Below are 17,345 nucleotides of genomic sequence, written 5' to 3' on the forward strand. Positions count from 1 at the left end.
CCCCCATGGCAGAGCTCAACAGCAGCCGCGACAACAGTCAGCCCGACGCGGCAACCAGCACCGCCGAGACCGCCCCCAAGGTAGAACTGGTGCCACGCCCGGCAACGGTCACCGAAAAGCCGGCGGATGCCGCCCCCTTGGCCGATATCAATGCGCCCGAGCTCTACATTCACCGTGAACTGTCGCAGCTGCAGTTCAACATCCGGGTGCTGGAGCAGGCGCTGGATGAATCCTACCCGCTGCTGGAACGCCTCAAATTTCTGCTGATCTTTTCCAGCAACCTGGATGAGTTCTTTGAAATCCGCGTCGCCGGCCTGAAAAAGCAGATCACCTTCGCCCGCGAACAGACCGGCCCCGATGGTCTGCAGCCGCAACAGGTGCTGAGTAAAATCAGCGAAATTGCGCACCACCACGTGAGCCGCCAGTACAGCCTGTTGAACGACATTCTGCTGCCGGCCCTGAGCGAAAAGGGTATCCGCTTTGTTCGCCGTCATCAGTGGACGCACAAGCAGACCCTGTGGATTCGTCGTTTCTTCCGTCAGCAGGTCGCGCCGGTCATCAGCCCCATCGGCCTCGACCCGACGCACCCCTTCCCGTTGCTGGTAAACAAGAGCCTGAACTTCATCGTACAGCTCGAGGGCATCGACGCCTTTGGCCGTGATTCCGGCCTGGCGATCATCCCGGCGCCGCGCTCTTTGCCGCGACTGATTCGTCTGCCCGATGAACTGTGCGATGGCGGCGACAACTTCGTCTTCCTGTCGTCGATGATTCACGCGCATGCCGATGACCTGTTCCCCGGCATGAAAGTATTGGGCTGCTATCAATTCCGCCTGACCCGTAACGCCGACCTGATCGTCGACCCCGATGAAGTCGACGACCTGGCCCGCGCCCTGCGCGGCGAGCTACTGTCGCGTCGCTACGGCGATGCCGTGCGCCTCGAAGTAGCCGACAACTGCCCCAAGCCACTGACCGACTTTCTGCTGCGTCAGTTTGGCCTGAGCGAAGCCGAACTCTACGAGGTCAATGGCCCGGTCAACCTGACCCGGCTGTTCTCCATCACTGGCCTGGAAAACCACCCGGAGCTGCAGTTTCCGACCTTCAGCCCGGGGATTCCCAAGCTGCTGTCGAGCGCCGACAACCTGTTCCAGGCGATCAGCAAGCAGGACATCCTGCTGCTGCATCCCTACGAATCATTCAGCCCGGTGGTCGACCTGCTGCGCCAGGCCGCGCAGGACCCCAACGTGCTGGCGATCAAGCAGACGCTGTACCGCACCGGCGCCAACTCCGAGATCGTCAACGCCCTGGTCGAAGCGGCGCGCAACGGCAAGGAGGTCACGGTAGTGATCGAGCTGCGCGCGCGCTTTGATGAGGAGTCCAACCTGCAGCTGGCCAGCCGCCTGCAGCAGGCCGGCGCCGTGGTGATCTACGGCGTAGTCGGGTTCAAGACGCACGCCAAGATGATGCTGATCCTGCGCCGCGAGGAAAAGAGCCTCAAGCGCTACGTGCACATGGGTACCGGCAACTATCACGCCGGCAACGCGCGCCTGTACACCGACTACAGCATCCTGACCTCGGATCTGGCGCTCACCGAAGACGTGCACAAGCTGTTCAACCAGTTGATCGGCATGGGCAAGACACAGCGCATGAAAAAGCTGCTGCAAGCGCCCTTCACGCTGAAAAAGCGTCTGCTCGAGCTGATCAACCGCGAGACCCTGAACGCCCTGGCCGGCAAGCCGGCACACATCATCGCCAAGGCCAACTCCCTGACCGACGCCAAGATCATCAAGGCGCTGTACAAGGCGTCGCAGTCGGGGGTGAAGGTAGACCTGATCATTCGCGGCATGTGCTGCCTGCGTCCGGGCATTCCCGGTGTATCGCACAACATCACGGTGCGCTCGATCATCGGCCGCTTCCTGGAGCACAGCCGCGTGTACTACTTCCTCAATGAGGGACAGGATCAAGTGTGGATGTCGAGTGCCGACATGATGGAGCGCAATCTGGATAAGCGCGTGGAGACCTGCTTCCCGCTCGAAGGCAAGAAGCTGATCACCCGTGCCAAGCAGGAGCTGCAGGTGTTTCTGACTGACAACACCCGCAGCTGGATTCTGCAGAGCGATGGCTCCTACGTACTCAACTCACCCAGCGGCAACCAGAACCCGCGCAGCGCGCAGACCGCGCTGCTGGAGAAGCTGGCCAACTCGCCTCAGCGCGCGGTCAACCTGTAACCGACCTTGGCCCAATACAGGGCCTCCTGGTCGAAGTCAGCCTGCGTTAGCGGGTTGGCTTCGAGCCAGCCTTCCGGAAAGTTCAGCACCAGATAGTCCTGCCCCGCCTCTACCGCCAGTTCCGGCATATCCTGATTGCCGCGGATGTGATGGTAGAGAATCGCCAGGCGCAAGATCATGCACAGGCGCAGCAGGGTACCGGCATCGTCACCAAACTCACCCAGGCGCTCGGCATTCGGCAGATTCCGTCTGTGCCCGCGTACCAGCAAGGCCAGGGCCTGCTGATCCTGACGGGAAAACCCCGGTAGATCGGAGTGCTCAATCAGGTAAGCGCCGTGCTTGTGGAACTGGTGATGGGCGATATCCAGCCCCACCTCGTGCACCCGCGCCGCCCAAATCAACAGATCCGCCTGCTTGCTGGCCGAGAGGTGCCACTGGTCATCAACCTTGCGCATCAGTCGCAGCGCCTTGTCTTCGACCCGTGCCGCCTGCTCAAGGTCAACGTGATAACGCTCCATCAGCGCGCTCAGCGTACGCTCGCGTACATCCTCATGCTGCTGGCGCCCCAACAGGTCGTACAACACCCCTTCACGCAGCGCGCCTTCGGAATGCGCCATGTTTTCGATGCCGAGCGCATCAAACATCGCCTCAAGGATGGCCAAACCAGCTGGCAGGATCGGCTGGCGATCCGCCTTCAATCCCTGAATGTCGAGTTTGTCGACGTGCGCCGCCTTCAGCACTTTGCGTTTGAGCCACTGCAGGCCTTCGCGATTGACCTCACCCTGACCCTTGCCGGCAGCCTGAATGCATTGACCGATCGAGCGAATGGTACCCGAGGCGCCCACGGCTTCGGTCCAGCCGAGGCGATGAATCGCCTGCTCGATATTCATCAACTCCAGCCGCGCCGCCGTGTAAGCCTGACTGTAACGAGCGGCAGTGATCTTGCCATCGGCAAAGAACTGGCGGCTGAAGGATACGCAACCGACGCTTAGGCTCTCGCGTAGCAGCGATTCAAAACGCTCACCGACGATAAACTCGGTGCTGCCGCCACCGATGTCGGCCACCAGCCGCCGACCGCCATCGTCAGCCTGGGTGTGAGATACCCCCAGATAGATGAGACGCGCTTCTTCACGGCCGGACACCACCTCAGCGCGATGCCCCAGGATCTGCTGAACCTGGCGAATGAATTGGCCGCGGTTACGCGCCTCGCGCAGTGCGTTGGTGCCGACGATGCGCACCGCACCCGGCGGCAGGCCGTTGATCAACTGCGCGAAACGGCGCAAACAGTCGAGACCACGCTGCATGGCCTCGTCGCTGAGCATGCGCTCGTCATTCAGCCCGGCGGCCAGCTGCACTTTTTCGCCAAGGCGTTCCAGAATCCGTATCTCGCCCTGATCAACCCGCGCCAACACCATGTGAAAGCTGTTGGAACCAAGATCAATCGCTGCTACCAGCGAGTGGTCATTCTGTTGTGAGTCAGCCATGCAGTCGTCCCTTGAGTCAGTTATCTCCCGATTCTAGCACCCGATAGGTGACAGTTGTCGGTTGCGGCGGCCACGCCGTGCACTGTCTAGCCTCCAGCTTCCGCTTCGCCGACAGGTGGTGCTATGATGTTGCGATTCCGCATTTAGAAACCCTTGGAGAAACGCATGAGCGATTTGATTGTGCATGTCACTGACGGCAGCTTCGAAGAAGAAGTGCTCAAGTCCGACACCCCCGTTCTGGTGGATTACTGGGCAGAATGGTGTGGTCCCTGCAAGATGATTGCCCCGGTTCTGGACGAGATTTCCAAGGACTACAACGGCAAGCTGAAGATCTGCAAGCTGAACATCGACGAAAACACCGACACTCCGCCCAAGTACGGCGTGCGCGGCATACCGACCCTGATGCTGTTCAAGGACGGCAACGTCGAGGCCACCAAGGTCGGCGCCCTGTCAAAATCCCAGCTGGCCGCCTTCCTCGACAGCAACATCTGACACCCTGAGCCCCGGCCATTGTGCTCCGGGGCTCACTTTTTCCGGCAAAACCTAGACGCCACGTCTCAGCGGTGCTAGATTTGCTTTCCAACTCCTGGTCGCCCCCTGCGACAGTGGCTTATCTTTAGCACAGCCAAACCCATCGCCCCATTCCAATATGGCGGCCGAAACCCAACCCTTTCCTGCCGATACTACTATTGCTCACCGACCCTATGAACCTGACTGAACTCAAACAAAAACCCATTACCGAACTGCTTGAAATCGCCAACAACATGGCCCTTGAAAACATGGGTCGCTCGCGCAAACAGGATGTGATTTTTGCCATTCTGAAAAAGCATGCGAAAAGTGGCGAGGATATCCATGGCGATGGTGTACTGGAAATCCTGCAGGACGGTTTTGGTTTCCTTCGCTCCGCTGATTCGTCCTATCTGGCCGGCCCCGACGATATCTACGTCTCGCCCAGCCAGATCCGCCGCTTCAACCTGCGTACCGGCGACACCATCGCCGGCAAGATTCGCCCACCCAAAGATGGCGAGCGCTATTTTGCCCTCTTGAAGGTCGACTCGATCAACTTCGACCGCCCGGAAAACACCAAGAACAAGATCCTGTTCGAAAACCTTACCCCGCTGTTCCCCGATGAGCGGCTGGTCATGGAAGCCGGCAACGGCTCTACCGAAGACCTGATGGCCCGCATCATCGACCTGTGCGCGCCGATCGGCAAAGGCCAGCGTGGCCTGCTGGTGGCGCCGCCCAAGGCCGGTAAGACCCTGATGTTGCAGAACATCGCCTCGAACATTGCCCGTAACAACCCCGAGTGCCACCTGATCGTTCTGTTGATCGATGAGCGCCCGGAAGAAGTGACCGAAATGCAACGCACCGTGCGCGGCGAAGTGGTGGCCTCGACCTTCGACGAGCCGCCAAGCCGTCACGTGCAGGTGGCCGAGATGGTCATCGAGAAAGCCAAGCGTCTGGTCGAGCACAAGAAAGACGTCATCATCCTGCTCGACTCCATCACGCGTCTGGCGCGTGCTTACAACACCGTGATCCCAAGCTCCGGCAAGGTACTCACCGGCGGTGTTGACGCCCACGCCCTGGAAAAACCCAAACGCTTCTTCGGCGCCGCGCGCAACATTGAAGAAGGCGGCAGCCTGACCATCATCGCCACCGCACTGGTTGATACCGGCTCGAAGATGGACGAGGTGATCTACGAAGAATTCAAAGGTACCGGCAACATGGAGATCCACCTGGATCGCAAGATTGCCGAGCGGCGCACCTTCCCGGCGATCAACATCAACCGCTCCGGTACCCGCCGTGAAGAACTGCTGACCAGCGAAGACGAACTGCAACGCATGTGGATTCTGCGCAAGATTCTGCACTCGATGGACGAGGTCGCTGCGATCGAATTCCTGCTGGACCGTCTGAAAGATACCAAGACCAACGACGAGTTCTTCCAGTCGATGAAGCGCAGCAAAAATTAAGCTGCAAGCGCCAAGCAACAAGCTGCAAGCAGCCCGGTGCCGCTCGCAGCTTGTTGCACTTTGCACCACCCGACAGGCTGCTCTGTCGGCATAATGTGCTTCTGACCAGACACCCCAGGCTGCCGCATTCCCGATACTGCTCGCAGCTTGCCGCTTGAGGCTTGAAGCTGCCATGAAATACTCCGATCTACGTGACTTCATCAAGGGCCTGGAGCAGCGCGGCGAACTCAAGCGCATCCAGACACCCGTCTCCCCCGTTCTGGAAATGACCGAAATCTGTGACCGGACCCTGCGCAAGGGCGGTCCAGCGCTGCTGTTTGAAAACCCCACAGGCTTTGATATGCCGGTACTCGGCAACCTGTTCGGCACGCCGCAGCGCGTAGCCATGGGCATGGGCGCCGAAGAAATCAGCGAACTGCGCGAAATCGGCAAACTGCTGGCCTTTCTCAAGGAGCCCGATCCGCCGAAGGGGCTGAAAGACGCCTGGTCGAAGCTGCCGATTTTCAAGCAGGTGATCAACATGGCGCCCAAGGTGGTGCGCGACGCCCCTTGCCAGGCCACCGTGTTTGAAGGCGACGACGTCGACCTCAGCCGCATTCCGGTGCAAACCTGCTGGCCCGGCGACGCCGGCCCCCTGATCACCTGGGGCCTGGTGATCACCAAAGGTCCGCACAGGGAGCGCCAGAACCTGGGTATTTACCGCCAGCAGGTGATAGGCCGCAACAAAGTGATCATGCGCTGGCTCAGCCATCGCGGCGGCGCCCTGGACTTCAAGGAATGGCAGGAAAAACACCCCGGCCAGCCATTCCCGGTAGCGGTGGCGCTGGGCGCCGATCCGGCGACCATCCTGGGCGCGGTGACGCCAGTGCCCGACAGCCTCTCGGAATACGCCTTCGCCGGCCTCCTGCGCGGCCAGCGCACTGAACTGGTGAAGTGCCGCGGCAGTGACCTGCAGGTGCCCGCCAGCGCCGAGATCGTGCTGGAAGGCGTTATCCATCCCGGCGAAATGGCCGATGAAGGCCCCTTTGGCGACCATACCGGTTACTACAACGAAGTCGACCGTTTCCCGGTATTTACCATCGAACGCATTACCCAGCGCGAGAAGCCGATTTACCACAGCACCTATACCGGTCGCCCACCAGACGAGCCGGCGGTACTCGGCGTCGCACTCAATGAGGTGTTTGTGCCGCTGCTGCAAAAGCAGTTCAGCGAAATCACCGACTTCTACCTGCCGCCCGAGGGCTGCTCATACCGCATGGCGGTGGTGTCGATGAAGAAGCAGTACCCGGGCCACGCCAAGCGCGTGATGCTCGGCGTCTGGAGCTTCCTGCGGCAGTTCATGTACACCAAGTTTGTCATCGTGGTGGATGACGACATCAATATTCGCGACTGGAATGACATTATCTGGGCGATTACCACCCGCATGGATCCCAAGCGCGATACCGTGATGATCGACAACACGCCGATCGACTACCTCGACTTCGCCTCCCCGGTGTCCGGCCTCGGCAGCAAGATGGGGCTGGACGCTACCAACAAGTGGCCCGGCGAAACCAACCGCGAATGGGGCACCGCGATCCACCAGAACGAAGCCGTCAAGCAGCGCATTGACGCACTCTGGTCAGAATTGGGCATTGATTGATGATAGTGACGCTACAACCTTCCGGACTGACCCTACAGACCCAACCCGGCGAACGTATCCTGGATGCCGCCCGCCGACTCGGCTTCGACGCACCGCAGAGCTGCCGCAACGGTAACTGTCATGTCTGCGAAGCCGCTTTGCTGCGTGGCCGCGTACGCCTGGCCGATGGTTCGCAGGCCACTGGCGGCGAGATATACACCTGCATCGCCACGCCGGAAAGCGACTGTGAACTGCAGTGGGAAGGCATTCTGGCTCCAGGTGAGCTGCCGGCGCGTGAACTGGCCTGTCAGGTCAGTGAGTGTGTCGATATTGGCGCGGACGTGTGGCGCGTGCGCCTGCGCGTGCCCGCCGGCAAGCCCTTGCGCTATCACGCAGGACAGTATCTGCTGCTGGAGCGCGAAGGCGCAGAACCAGCGGCTTTTTCAATCGCCTCTGCGCCCCAGGAAGATCGTACCCTGGAGCTGCACATTCTTACCCGCGACCCGCTAACGCAGGCGGTGATCGACTACTTGCAAACCCACCGCATCGCGCGTATCCAGGCGCCTTTTGGTGATGCCTGCACGCGCGAGCTACCACAGCAGCCGCTGGTGCTGATTGCCGCCGGTACCGGTCTGGCGCAAATGCAGAGCCTGATCGAATCCTGCTTGGCGCAGGGTTTCAGTCAGCCGATCCATCTGTACTGGGGGGTGCGTCACAGTGACGACTTTTACCAGGCGCCACACTGGCAGCGCTGGCAGGCCGCACCCAATCTGTATTTGCACAAAGTGGTCAGTGACGAGGCACAGTGGTCAGGGCGCGATGGCCTGCTGCACCAGGCGGTGTGCGAAGATATTGCCGACTTGGCCGATTACCGCTTTTTTGTCAGCGGCTCACCGCCCATGGTCTATGCCACCCTGGATGCCCTGGTGGCCGCCGGCATGCCTGCCGAGCAGATGCATGCCGATGCCTTCGCCTACGCACCGCGCGAGCCGATCAGCGACTGATCAACGGCTCGGCAGCGGCAACGCTGGCAGGCTTTCTTCCATCAACGCGAAACCGTCATCGATAATATCGCGCGAGGCTTGTGTTTCGCCCATACGATCGAGCAGGCGCGCCAGCTCGGCGCAGGTCTGAATGTCGCGTTTGCTGGCGAAACTGGCTTCAAGGTAGTCCCGCGCCTTACCCCAAAGACTGTTGCGTTGTGCCAAGCGGCCCAGCGCCAGCAGCAGGGTGGCGTTGTTCGGATGCGCCTGCAACCACTGCTCGGCGGTACTCAACTGGCGCGCCGGATCACGCCCCTGCACCAGCCCGTAGAGATGCACCAGGCGGTCGTTGTAACTCGCCTGCAGGGCGACACGCAGGGCCTCCTCCGCCAGTTGCTCGCGGCCCTTGGCACGCAGCTGCAGGCAGTAGGCTTCCACTACCAGCGGGTCTTCGCGCATGCGCCGCGGCATCTGCTCCCAGGCCGCGATAACCAGACTGGTTGGATCTGCATCGACCGCCGCGGCGCGTTGCCCGGCCTGCTGCAACAGCGCGCTGTGCACCTGATACTCCAGCGCGTCCTGATCCTGCGGGCTCAGCACCTGGTGCTTGCGCAACTCGGGCAGCAGCTCCATTAGCCGCCCCCAGTCTTCCAGCCGCAGATAAACCTGGCTCATCAACTTGAGCGCGTAGAGATGCTTTGGGTGATCCTTGCGCAGGCGCGTCAAGGTGGCCAGTGCCTGCTCCAGCTGACCACGCCCCATCTGCAATTGCGCCTGAGTGACCGCAATGGCCACGTCGGCCTTGGGCGTACTTTCGTAGGCGTCGCGCAGCAGGTTGTCGCACTCGGTGTAATCGCCCATTTCCTGCGCGGCACGGGCGGCTGCCAGGTAGTTGATCAGGGGAAGTTCGGCGTGGGGGGCAGACTTTTTCAGCAAGCGCAGCGCCGACTTCCAATGGCCTTCGGCGAACTCCAGCAAGCCGCGGGTAGCGATCACGTTGGCGCGCTGCTGCAAATTGCGCCGCGACCATGGATTGATGCGCCGGCCCGAGGCATTCAGCACACGCACCAGCGCCCGCACCAGCAGCACCAGCAGCCAGAACGCCAACAGCAGGCCCAGCCCCACCCAGACACTGGTCTCGATGGAGAAATTACGCCAGGCGATCAGCAGGTAGCCCGGATCTTCTGCCACAGCCATACCCAGGAGTGCCGCCACCAGCACCACCGCCAGGATTGCGATATAGCTTTTACTCATCAGCGGCCTCCGGCTGCTTGGCAGCGCTAGAGGAGCGGCGATTCTGAATGTAGGTAGACAGGCTTTGCTGCAGCGGCGCCAACTCAGGCGGGTTCAGGCTGACCGCTTCGTCGTGCAATGCCTGCAGCTGCTTCTGCATGCCCTGAACCTTGGGATTCTTTAGCTCGAAGTACTGCTGCAGCATCTTCTCTGCCCGCTGCAGACTGGCCTGATAAACCTGCTCTTCACCGCGCAACGCTGCCCACTGGGCTTGCTCCAGCGTCAATTGCAGGGTGCGCTGCACCCGCTGCATCTCGGCCTCATCGAGCAATGGTGTGATTACCTTGCCACGCTGAAAATCAACCCGTACATAACGCTCCAGACGCATCAGCACGCGATCCCAGCGGTCGCGCCGCTGCAGGCGATCCTCGTACTCTTCTTCGGTGGTCACTTCGTCCGGATCAAATTCGGGCACTGGCAACAGCACCAGGCGCTCGACCTGATCGCGCAGCGCAGCCAAGCGCAGGAACACGCCGGGGCGGTCCAGCTCGGGCAGCGCTTCCAGCTCGGCCTGATATTGCGCCAGTTGCTCACGCACGCCGTACAGGCCGCTGTCAGGCATGGATTTGAGAATGCCGTCGACCGTGGTCAGCAGCTCACGCGCGGCGCTCACATCCTGAACTGCCAGCAACCGCAACGAGGCCAGACGCAATAGGTATTGCGCCTCGGCCAGTTTCCAGTCTTCGCGGCCATCGCCCTGCAGAATGTCCAGTCGCTCGCCAATGGCCTGCTGACTGCGTTGCATCTCTGCGACCAGACGCTGCATGGACTGCCAATCGGCGCCCTGGGGAACGCCTTCCAGACGGTCATTCAGCTGTTGCTGACGCTGCTCGCCGCCGGCCTGCAGTTGATCAACAAGCTGCTTCAGCTGCGCCTGCTGCTGCTCGGCCTGCGCCTGGCGCTGCTGCCATTGCCAACCGCTGAAGGCCAGTGCAACAACCGCGATCAGCAGCGCCAGCCAGACCAGGCCACGCCCACCACCGCCGGCCTTGGGCCCAACGGGCTGGCGTGGCGGAGGAGTCGGCTTGGTAGTTTTTGCAGAAGGGGTTGGCTTGGCGTCCGCGTTCGCTTTACCGTCGCCGGCTGGCGAGCTTGCCGCATTGGCAGAAGGGCTGGGCTTGTCTGTCGCCGAGGCGCTCGCCGGCGTGGTGGCCAGCGTCTCCTGCGGGCTGCTTTTGTCAGTGTTCTTGTTTGGTTCGATTGGTTCCACGCGTATCCCCTTTAATCCTTCAGCGGGTGTGCTCGCACCGCCGCAAATATGGCTGCGTCATCCGCACCCTCGCAGATTACTACATCGTGACAGCCAAGGTCTGCGGCTTGCGCCGCAACCCGTGCGCTTGGCACCCAGCAGCGCCAGCAACGCTGCTGCGACCAATCGGCCCCGGCATTCTCGTGCCAATGCTCAAGCGCCTGAGTGCTGAGTACAACTATGCCGCTAACGCCACGGGCAGCAACCGCCGTCAGTTGGAGCGCCAAATCCGCCGGCGGTTCACGGCGATACAGTTCAAGGTAGTCGACCTGCCCGCCAGCAGCACGCAGTTGTTCGGCCAGATGCTCGCGGCCACCTTCTCCACGCCAGATCATGACCTTGAGGTCGGGCCGGGAAAAGTGCGCCTGCCACAGTGGCAGGCGCAGTAGCGCTTCGCTGTCCTGACCGTCGTCCGGCAGTTGCACCGGCAGCGCATAATCAGTCAAAGGCGCGGCGCTGGCTGGCCCCACGGCCAACCAGTCAATGCCCACTGGCGTCTGCGGCCAGTAACGATCCAGCAGCTCCAGTCCCAGGGTCGCCGCCAGGCGGCTAACCACGATCACCACCTGATAGCGATCCAGCTCTAGCATCAGGCGCCGCTGCGGCCCCTCGTCGTCCAGTGGCCGCAACGCCAGCAGTGGCAGGCTTTCGCACTGCACTCCCAGTTCCGACAGGCGCTGCGCCAGGCGCTGGTTGTCATCCGGCTGCCGGGTCAGCAGAATGCGGCTCACCGTGGCGGCTCACCTGCATAGACTGCGTCCAGAATCGCCTGCGCACCTTGGCTCAGCAAATCTTCGGCAACGGCAATACCCAGGCTTTCGGGATCGGCTTCGCTACCCCGCGCCTCGGCGCGCAGCAGGGTGGTACCGTCCGGGTCGCCAACCAGGCCGCGCAGCCAGAGGCTGCCGTTCTCGCGCTCGGCGTAACAGGCGATCGGCACCTGACAGCCACCGTTCAAGCGGGTGTTCAGGGCACGTTCAGCGCGCACGCGCAGCGCGCTGTCTTCATCGTTCATCTGCGCCAGCAGCGCGTGCAACTGAGTATCACCCGTGCGGCATTCGATACCCACAGCGCCCTGCCCACCGGCCGGGAGGCTTTCCTCCGGCGGCATGGCGTAGCGGATTCGCGCATCAAAGCCGAGCCGCATCAAACCGGCGGCGGCCAAAATAATAGCGTCGTACTCGCCGGCATCCAGCTTGGCCAGACGGGTATTGACGTTGCCGCGCAGGAAGCGCACTTGCAGATCCGGACGGCGCGCCATCAACTGCGCCTGACGACGCAGGCTGGAGGTGCCAACAATGCTGCCGGAAGGCAGGCTGTCGACCCGGTCGTACTGATTGGAGACAAAGGCGTCGCGCGGATCTTCGCGCTCGCAGATGGCATACAGTCCCAGACCATCGGGAAACTGCATGGGCACATCCTTCATGGAATGTACTGCCAGATCGGCTTCGTCATTGAGGATGGCGGTTTCCAGTTCCTTGACGAATAGTCCCTTGCCGCCGATTTTCGCCAGCGGCGAGTCCAGCAATTGGTCGCCGCGACTGACCATGGGGACCAGGCTGACGTGTATGGAGGGATCGAGTTGTTCGAGGCGCGCCTTGACGTATTCGGCCTGCCACAGGGCCAAAGCGCTCTTGCGGGTGGCAATTCGCAGATGTCGAGTCATGGGATTCTCATTCAAAAACAGCCTGCATGATACGCCATGCCCTTGCCGGCATCCATGCGGGTGGCTGCCGCACTCGCCTCACAGGCGATCCATCAAGCGGCGCACCCCCGGTACGTGACGCCGACTGACCGTCAGGCTTTCGTCTTCCAGATCCTTGAGGCAGAGCTCGAAATGCCCCATGGAGGTTCGCTGCAAGCACTCGATGCGGCCGCGCGCCACCAGTGCGTTGCGGTGAATGCGCACAAACTCATCACCAAACTCTTCTTCCAGCGACTTCAGGGGTTCGTCCAGCAGCACCTCGCCGTGCAGGTGACGCAGGGTGACGTACTTATGATCGGCGATAAAGTAGAGCACATCTTCAATCGGGATCAGCTCGATGCCCTTGCGGGTGCGCGCGCTGATATGACTGCGCGCCTGACCGGTTTCGGCCTGATTGCCGGCCTTGCCGAGGCTCGCCAGCTGCATGCGATTGGGTCGCTGCGCCTTAGCCAGCGCGCTGGCCAGATCTTCGCTGCGCACCGGCTTGAGCAGATAGCCGACGGCACTTACGGCGAAGGCATCCAACGCGTATTCGCCATGCGCGGTGCAGAACACCACCGCCGGGGCGTCGCTGATCTCGCAAAGCTTGGCCGCCGTTTGCAGGCCATCCAGGCCGGGCATGCGAATATCCAGCAACAGGATATCCGGGCGTTGCTCCTCAACCAGGCGCAGCGCTTCATGACCGTTGCTGGCCATCTCCGGCAGTGCCTTGTAACCGGGCAAGGCTGCGACCAGTCGGGCCAGGCGCTCGCGCGCCAGGGGTTCATCGTCAGCGATCAGTACTTTCATGCCTCAATGACTTCTCTGCTGTAGTGAAGAGGTTTGCCTACAAGGATAGACCAGCCTGCTGAAGAAGCATGCGCCTTCACGCCACAGCTCCACGCGCGCCTGCTCACCAAACAGCGCCTGCAGGCGGGCGCGGATATTCTCCATGGCCATACGGGCGCCCTGATGGTTCTCCGTCTGCTCAGGACAGGTGTTGCTTACCAGAAGTTCAACCTGCTGCTCGCTATAGCGCGCGGAGATGGCAATCTCGCCGCCGTCCAGGCGCGGCTGCAGCCCGTGCAATATGGCATTCTCCAGCAATGGTTGCAGCGTCAGCAGAGGCATGGGTGTATTGTCGGGCAGCGACTCGACATCCCAGCTGACGCGCATGCGCTCGCCCAGACGGTACTGCTCGATACGCAGATAGCCTTCACACAGGCGCCGCTCCTCGCCCCAGGTCGCCACACTGTCAGCGCTGCCGAGATTGGCGCGAAACAGGTCAGACAAATCCAGTACCGATTGCTCCGCCTTGTGCGGGTCAGAGCCGATCAGGCTGACGATACTGTTCAGGCTGTTGAATAGAAAGTGCGGACGGATACGCGACTGCAGCGCCTGCAACCGCGAGCGCAACTCCGCCTGGTTCTGGCGCTGCCATTGCTGCTGCAGATAGAAGTAGCGTAGCAACAGGCTGGTCATGATCATGGCGATCACACCGTGCCGTAGTAGCTGTTCGCTTTGCCAGTGCAACGCGCCACTCATGCCGCGGTAAACAATCCAGTCACCCAGCACGGTGAAGGCCAGCGTGAGCCCCACCACCACCGCAAAACAGGCGGCGATCGCCAGTCCCAGCGGGCGGCGCTGCATCCAATTGCGCAAATGGCACAGGATGGCCGCAGAGAGCAGTACGATCCATTGCACAAACAGGGAGGCCATCGCCAGACCCAGCCAGTTGAAGCCGTCGGTCACCGGTTGTGCCAGCACCCAGACCAGCACCACCAGTTGCGCCAGCACCACCAGGGTAAAAACCGCAACTGACGAGCATAGGTCGGGGAGGAAAAAATCCTCTCCGGCGTAGGGCTGTTTGAGCAACGACCAGAATCCATTCTTCATTGCGCAAGTGTCCGCCAGCCGGGCGCCATCGCGCAAGCGTGAAATGGTATGCTATGGGCTTTTACACGCAGCGGAACAGTCCGACACATGAGCCAAGACCAGACAACCAATCAATCCTGGGGTGGCCGGTTCAGCGAACCGGTTGATGCCTTCGTCGCCCGCTTCACCGCCTCGGTGGATTTCGACAAGCGCCTCTACAAGCACGACATTCAGGGCTCCATTGCCCACGCCACCATGCTGGCCAAGGTTGGCGTACTGAGCGATGCCGAGCGCGATACCATCATCGACGGCCTGCGCGCCATCCAGACTGAAATCGAAGCTGGCGAGTTCGCCTGGAGCGTCGAGCTGGAAGACGTGCACATGAACATCGAAGCACGTTTGACCGACCGCATCGGCATCACCGGCAAAAAGCTGCACACCGGCCGCTCACGCAACGACCAGGTTGCTACCGACATCCGCCTTTGGCTGCGCGACGAAATCGACGTCATTCTTGCCGAGCTGGAACGCCTGCAAACCGGCCTGCTGAACCAGGCGGAACGCCACAACGCGGTAATCATGCCTGGCTTTACGCACCTGCAGACCGCGCAACCGGTCACCTTTGGCCACCACCTGCTGGCCTGGTTCGAAATGCTGCAACGCGACCGTGAACGGCTGCTCGACTGCCGCAAGCGGGTCAACCGCATGCCGCTGGGCAGCGCCGCACTGGCCGGGACCACCTATCCGATTGACCGCAGCATCACCTGCGAGCTGCTGGGCTTTGATGCTATCTCCGGCAATTCGCTGGACGGCGTTTCCGACCGCGACTTCGCCATCGAATTCTGCGCCGCTGCCGCCCTGGCGATGATGCACCTGTCGCGCTTCTCCGAAGAGCTGGTGCTGTGGACCAGTGCGCAGTTCAACTTCATCGAGCTGCCTGACCGTTTCTGCACCGGCTCCTCGATCATGCCGCAGAAGAAGAATCCTGATGTCCCCGAGCTGGTGCGTGGCAAATCCGGCCGCGTCTACGGCCACCTGATGGGTCTGCTGACGCTGATGAAGAGCCAACCACTGGCCTACAACAAGGACAATCAGGAAGACAAAGAACCCTTGTTCGACGCCGTCGACACGCTGCGCGACTGCCTGCGCGCCTTTGCCGACATGATTCCGGCGATTCAGCCACGCGAAGAGGTGATGCGCGAAGCGGCCCTGCGCGGCTTCTCCACCGCCACTGACCTGGCTGATTATCTGGTGCGCAAGGGTCTGCCCTTCCGCGACTGCCATGAAATCGTCGGCCACGCGGTCAAGTATGGCGTCGACAGCAAAAAGGATCTGGCCGAAATGAGCCTCGATGAACTGCGCCGCTTCAGCGATCAAATCGAGCAGGACGTATTCGAGGTGCTGACGCTGGAGGGTTCGGTGAATGCCCGCGATCACATTGGCGGTACTGCCCCAGCCCAGGTGCTGGCCGCGGTGCAGCGCGGACGCACATTGCTGGACGGCTAACGCCTCTGACCCAGTAACAACAAACCCGCCAATTGGCGGGTTTGTTGTTACTGGGTGCGTGCCCAGGCGCTAGCGGGCTAACGCAGCAAACTCAACCTTCGTCTGCCAGTTCCACCGACAGCACGTAGGTACCGGTGCTACTGTCGTCGTAGTCCTTGCTGGTCAACTGATAATTGCCGGCATCCAGGTAACGCCCAATGCGCGAATTGGTACCGCCGGCGCCATCATCATCTTCAAGGTCCAGACCGCCCCCTTGCAGGCGCAGCAGCGCATCAAAGTCTGCCGAGATCAGGTCGACGTGATAGAAGCCCGGCTCGCTGATTACCAGGGTGGTCTGCGTGCCCTGCTCACTGGTAAGACGACCGGCAATCAGCTCACCAGGGCGAATGCGATTGCCGTCGCCACTGATGGGTTGCAACGAACTGGTCAGCTCGAACAGTCCTGCCCCGCCATCGGCTGTCGTGGCTGCAACCCGGTAGGTGCCTGGCTGCACCAACGCCGTGATCTGGGCATCCAGGTCGCCGCCGCCATCGTCGTCCTCAACATTCACACCCGGCCCCTGCAAGGTAAGGTAGCTGTCGATCTCTGATGAATTCATGCGCACCCGCAACAGGGCCCGCTCCGGCACTGTCAGCTGATATTGCCTTGGGCTGCTGTCCGCCAAACCGGAGATGCTCTGGCCAATGCTCAATTCGCCGCCATTGGTCAGCTCGACACCTTGAGGCAGCGAACGCTGACTGACCTGCAAGTCGTAGGTACCTTCCGCCGGCTGGTCCAGCGCGGTCGCGGTGACCTGGTAAGTACCTGGCTGCAGCTGCGCGACCAACTGCGAGTCGGTGCTCTGTCCGTAGTCGTCGTTTTCCAAATCCAGGCCACCACCGCTGAGCTTGAGCACGGTGTCCAGTTCGTCGGACCCCATGCTGATCTGATACAAGCCCGCCTCACTCACACTGAGCTGATAATGGTTGGCGTCCTGACCACGGCTCAGCAGCCCATACACCGATTCATCCAGCAGCAACGCGCCGCTGTTCTGCGGAGTAATCTTCTCCAGTTCCAGGGCAAAGGGGCCGTAGCCGTTATCAGCGCTCCCGCTGACACCCAGACGGTAACGACCGCTGGTTTCAGGGGCCAGATGCAGGCCACCCTGGCGCGGGCCATTGACCAATTGGCCACGCTCATCCAGCAACGTCAGCACCGCGTCTTCCAACGCGCCGGTGATGCGCACGCGCACCAGGTCGCCCTGCTGTAACGTCAGATCAAATACCTGATAGTGCGACCCGTCATTGATATTCAGCGGGCTGGAGCTGGTAATTTCGCCCTGTAGGCGCGTGGCATTTTGTCCCGTCAGGTCAGTGGCCGACGGCAGGCCGGCACAACCGGTCAGCCCAATAGCCAGGGCGACCGCGAGAACAGAACGGGAAGAGGGGAATATCGAGGCAGTAGAAGACCGCATGCAAAATC

Annotated in this window: 14 protein-coding genes; 6 read left to right on the forward strand and 8 right to left on the reverse strand. The window is 61.4% G+C overall.

The window, feature by feature from the left end:
• Nucleotides 1–5 precede the first annotated feature (5 nt).
• Nucleotides 6–2,225 (forward strand): polyphosphate kinase 1, encoded by a 2,220-nt coding sequence (gene ppk1 / locus BLU26_RS10145; protein WP_092286293.1) that lies wholly within the window; start codon nt 6–8, stop codon nt 2,223–2,225.
• Here ppk1 and ppx read toward each other — a convergent pair.
• Nucleotides 2,204–3,709: an exopolyphosphatase gene (ppx, locus tag BLU26_RS10150; protein WP_092286295.1), complete on the reverse strand. Its 1,506-nt coding sequence runs from the start codon at nt 3,707–3,709 to the stop codon at nt 2,204–2,206. The two genes, ppk1 and ppx, sit on opposite strands and share 22 nt — an antisense overlap.
• A gap of 165 nt (nt 3,710–3,874) precedes the next feature.
• Here ppx and trxA point away from each other — a divergent pair, with 165 nt between their 5' ends.
• The 4 genes from trxA (at nt 3,875) to BLU26_RS10170 (ending at nt 8,301) form a co-directional block, all read left to right on the forward strand.
• A complete protein-coding gene (gene trxA / locus BLU26_RS10155) occupies nt 3,875–4,201 on the forward strand; it encodes a thioredoxin TrxA (protein ID WP_092286297.1) in 327 nt (108 codons plus the stop codon).
• A 212-nt stretch (nt 4,202–4,413) separates the two neighbouring features.
• The gene (gene rho, locus BLU26_RS10160; protein WP_092286299.1) at nt 4,414–5,679 is read left to right on the forward strand and encodes a transcription termination factor Rho; all 1,266 of its coding nucleotides are present in this window, start codon (nt 4,414–4,416) and stop codon (nt 5,677–5,679) included.
• 172 nt (nt 5,680–5,851) lie between these two features.
• The gene (gene ubiD, locus BLU26_RS10165) at nt 5,852–7,318 is read left to right on the forward strand and encodes a 4-hydroxy-3-polyprenylbenzoate decarboxylase (protein WP_092286301.1); all 1,467 of its coding nucleotides are present in this window, start codon (nt 5,852–5,854) and stop codon (nt 7,316–7,318) included.
• Complete coding sequence (locus tag BLU26_RS10170) at nt 7,318–8,301, forward strand: CDP-6-deoxy-delta-3,4-glucoseen reductase (RefSeq protein ID WP_092286303.1); 984 nt, start codon at nt 7,318–7,320, stop codon at nt 8,299–8,301. The genes ubiD and BLU26_RS10170 overlap by 1 nt, the downstream gene beginning before the upstream one ends.
• Here BLU26_RS10170 and BLU26_RS10175 read toward each other — a convergent pair whose 3' ends face one another.
• From BLU26_RS10175 to BLU26_RS10200, 6 genes are all read right to left on the reverse strand, one after another.
• Nucleotides 8,302–9,534 (reverse strand): heme biosynthesis protein HemY, encoded by a 1,233-nt coding sequence (locus tag BLU26_RS10175; protein ID WP_092286305.1) that lies wholly within the window; start codon nt 9,532–9,534, stop codon nt 8,302–8,304.
• A complete protein-coding gene (locus BLU26_RS10180) occupies nt 9,527–10,783 on the reverse strand; it encodes a uroporphyrinogen-III C-methyltransferase (RefSeq protein WP_157719345.1) in 1,257 nt (418 codons plus the stop codon). Before BLU26_RS10180 ends, BLU26_RS10175 begins: the two co-directional genes overlap by 8 nt.
• Nucleotides 10,784–10,794: 11 nt before the next feature.
• Nucleotides 10,795–11,553: a uroporphyrinogen-III synthase gene (locus tag BLU26_RS10185; protein WP_092286309.1), complete on the reverse strand. Its 759-nt coding sequence runs from the start codon at nt 11,551–11,553 to the stop codon at nt 10,795–10,797.
• The gene (gene hemC, locus BLU26_RS10190) at nt 11,550–12,488 is read right to left on the reverse strand and encodes a hydroxymethylbilane synthase (protein WP_092286311.1); all 939 of its coding nucleotides are present in this window, start codon (nt 12,486–12,488) and stop codon (nt 11,550–11,552) included. Before hemC ends, BLU26_RS10185 begins: the two co-directional genes overlap by 4 nt.
• A 78-nt stretch (nt 12,489–12,566) precedes the next feature.
• A complete protein-coding gene (locus BLU26_RS10195; RefSeq protein WP_092286313.1) occupies nt 12,567–13,316 on the reverse strand; it encodes a LytR/AlgR family response regulator transcription factor in 750 nt (249 codons plus the stop codon).
• Between the two features lie 3 nt (nt 13,317–13,319).
• Nucleotides 13,320–14,402 (reverse strand): sensor histidine kinase, encoded by a 1,083-nt coding sequence (locus BLU26_RS10200; protein WP_092286315.1) that lies wholly within the window; start codon nt 14,400–14,402, stop codon nt 13,320–13,322.
• A gap of 87 nt (nt 14,403–14,489) precedes the next feature.
• Here BLU26_RS10200 and argH point away from each other — a divergent pair, with 87 nt between their 5' ends.
• Complete coding sequence (gene argH, locus BLU26_RS10205; RefSeq protein ID WP_092286318.1) at nt 14,490–15,884, forward strand: argininosuccinate lyase; 1,395 nt, start codon at nt 14,490–14,492, stop codon at nt 15,882–15,884.
• A 91-nt stretch (nt 15,885–15,975) separates the two neighbouring features.
• Here the strand turns inward: argH and BLU26_RS10210 are convergent, their stop codons facing one another.
• Complete coding sequence (locus BLU26_RS10210) at nt 15,976–17,337, reverse strand: hypothetical protein (protein ID WP_092286320.1); 1,362 nt, start codon at nt 17,335–17,337, stop codon at nt 15,976–15,978.
• Nucleotides 17,338–17,345 lie beyond the last annotated feature (8 nt).

The organism is Halopseudomonas sabulinigri (genome assembly GCF_900105255.1).
Classification (GTDB): domain Bacteria; phylum Pseudomonadota; class Gammaproteobacteria; order Pseudomonadales; family Pseudomonadaceae; genus Halopseudomonas; species Halopseudomonas sabulinigri.

Coding starts and splice junctions, on each gene's coding strand:
- ppk1 (WP_092286293.1), top strand. CDS start 6: ATGGCAGAGCTCAACAGCAGCCGCGACAACAGTCAGCCCGACGCGGCA.
- ppx (WP_092286295.1), bottom strand. CDS start 3,709: ATGGCTGACTCACAACAGAATGACCACTCGCTGGTAGCAGCGATTGAT.
- trxA (WP_092286297.1), top strand. CDS start 3,875: ATGAGCGATTTGATTGTGCATGTCACTGACGGCAGCTTCGAAGAAGAA.
- rho (WP_092286299.1), top strand. CDS start 4,414: ATGAACCTGACTGAACTCAAACAAAAACCCATTACCGAACTGCTTGAA.
- ubiD (WP_092286301.1), top strand. CDS start 5,852: ATGAAATACTCCGATCTACGTGACTTCATCAAGGGCCTGGAGCAGCGC.
- BLU26_RS10170 (WP_092286303.1), top strand. CDS start 7,318: ATGATAGTGACGCTACAACCTTCCGGACTGACCCTACAGACCCAACCC.
- BLU26_RS10175 (WP_092286305.1), bottom strand. CDS start 9,534: ATGAGTAAAAGCTATATCGCAATCCTGGCGGTGGTGCTGGTGGCGGCA.
- hemC (WP_092286311.1), bottom strand. CDS start 12,488: ATGACTCGACATCTGCGAATTGCCACCCGCAAGAGCGCTTTGGCCCTG.
- BLU26_RS10195 (WP_092286313.1), bottom strand. CDS start 13,316: ATGAAAGTACTGATCGCTGACGATGAACCCCTGGCGCGCGAGCGCCTG.
- BLU26_RS10200 (WP_092286315.1), bottom strand. CDS start 14,402: ATGAAGAATGGATTCTGGTCGTTGCTCAAACAGCCCTACGCCGGAGAG.
- argH (WP_092286318.1), top strand. CDS start 14,490: ATGAGCCAAGACCAGACAACCAATCAATCCTGGGGTGGCCGGTTCAGC.
- BLU26_RS10210 (WP_092286320.1), bottom strand. CDS start 17,337: ATGCGGTCTTCTACTGCCTCGATATTCCCCTCTTCCCGTTCTGTTCTC.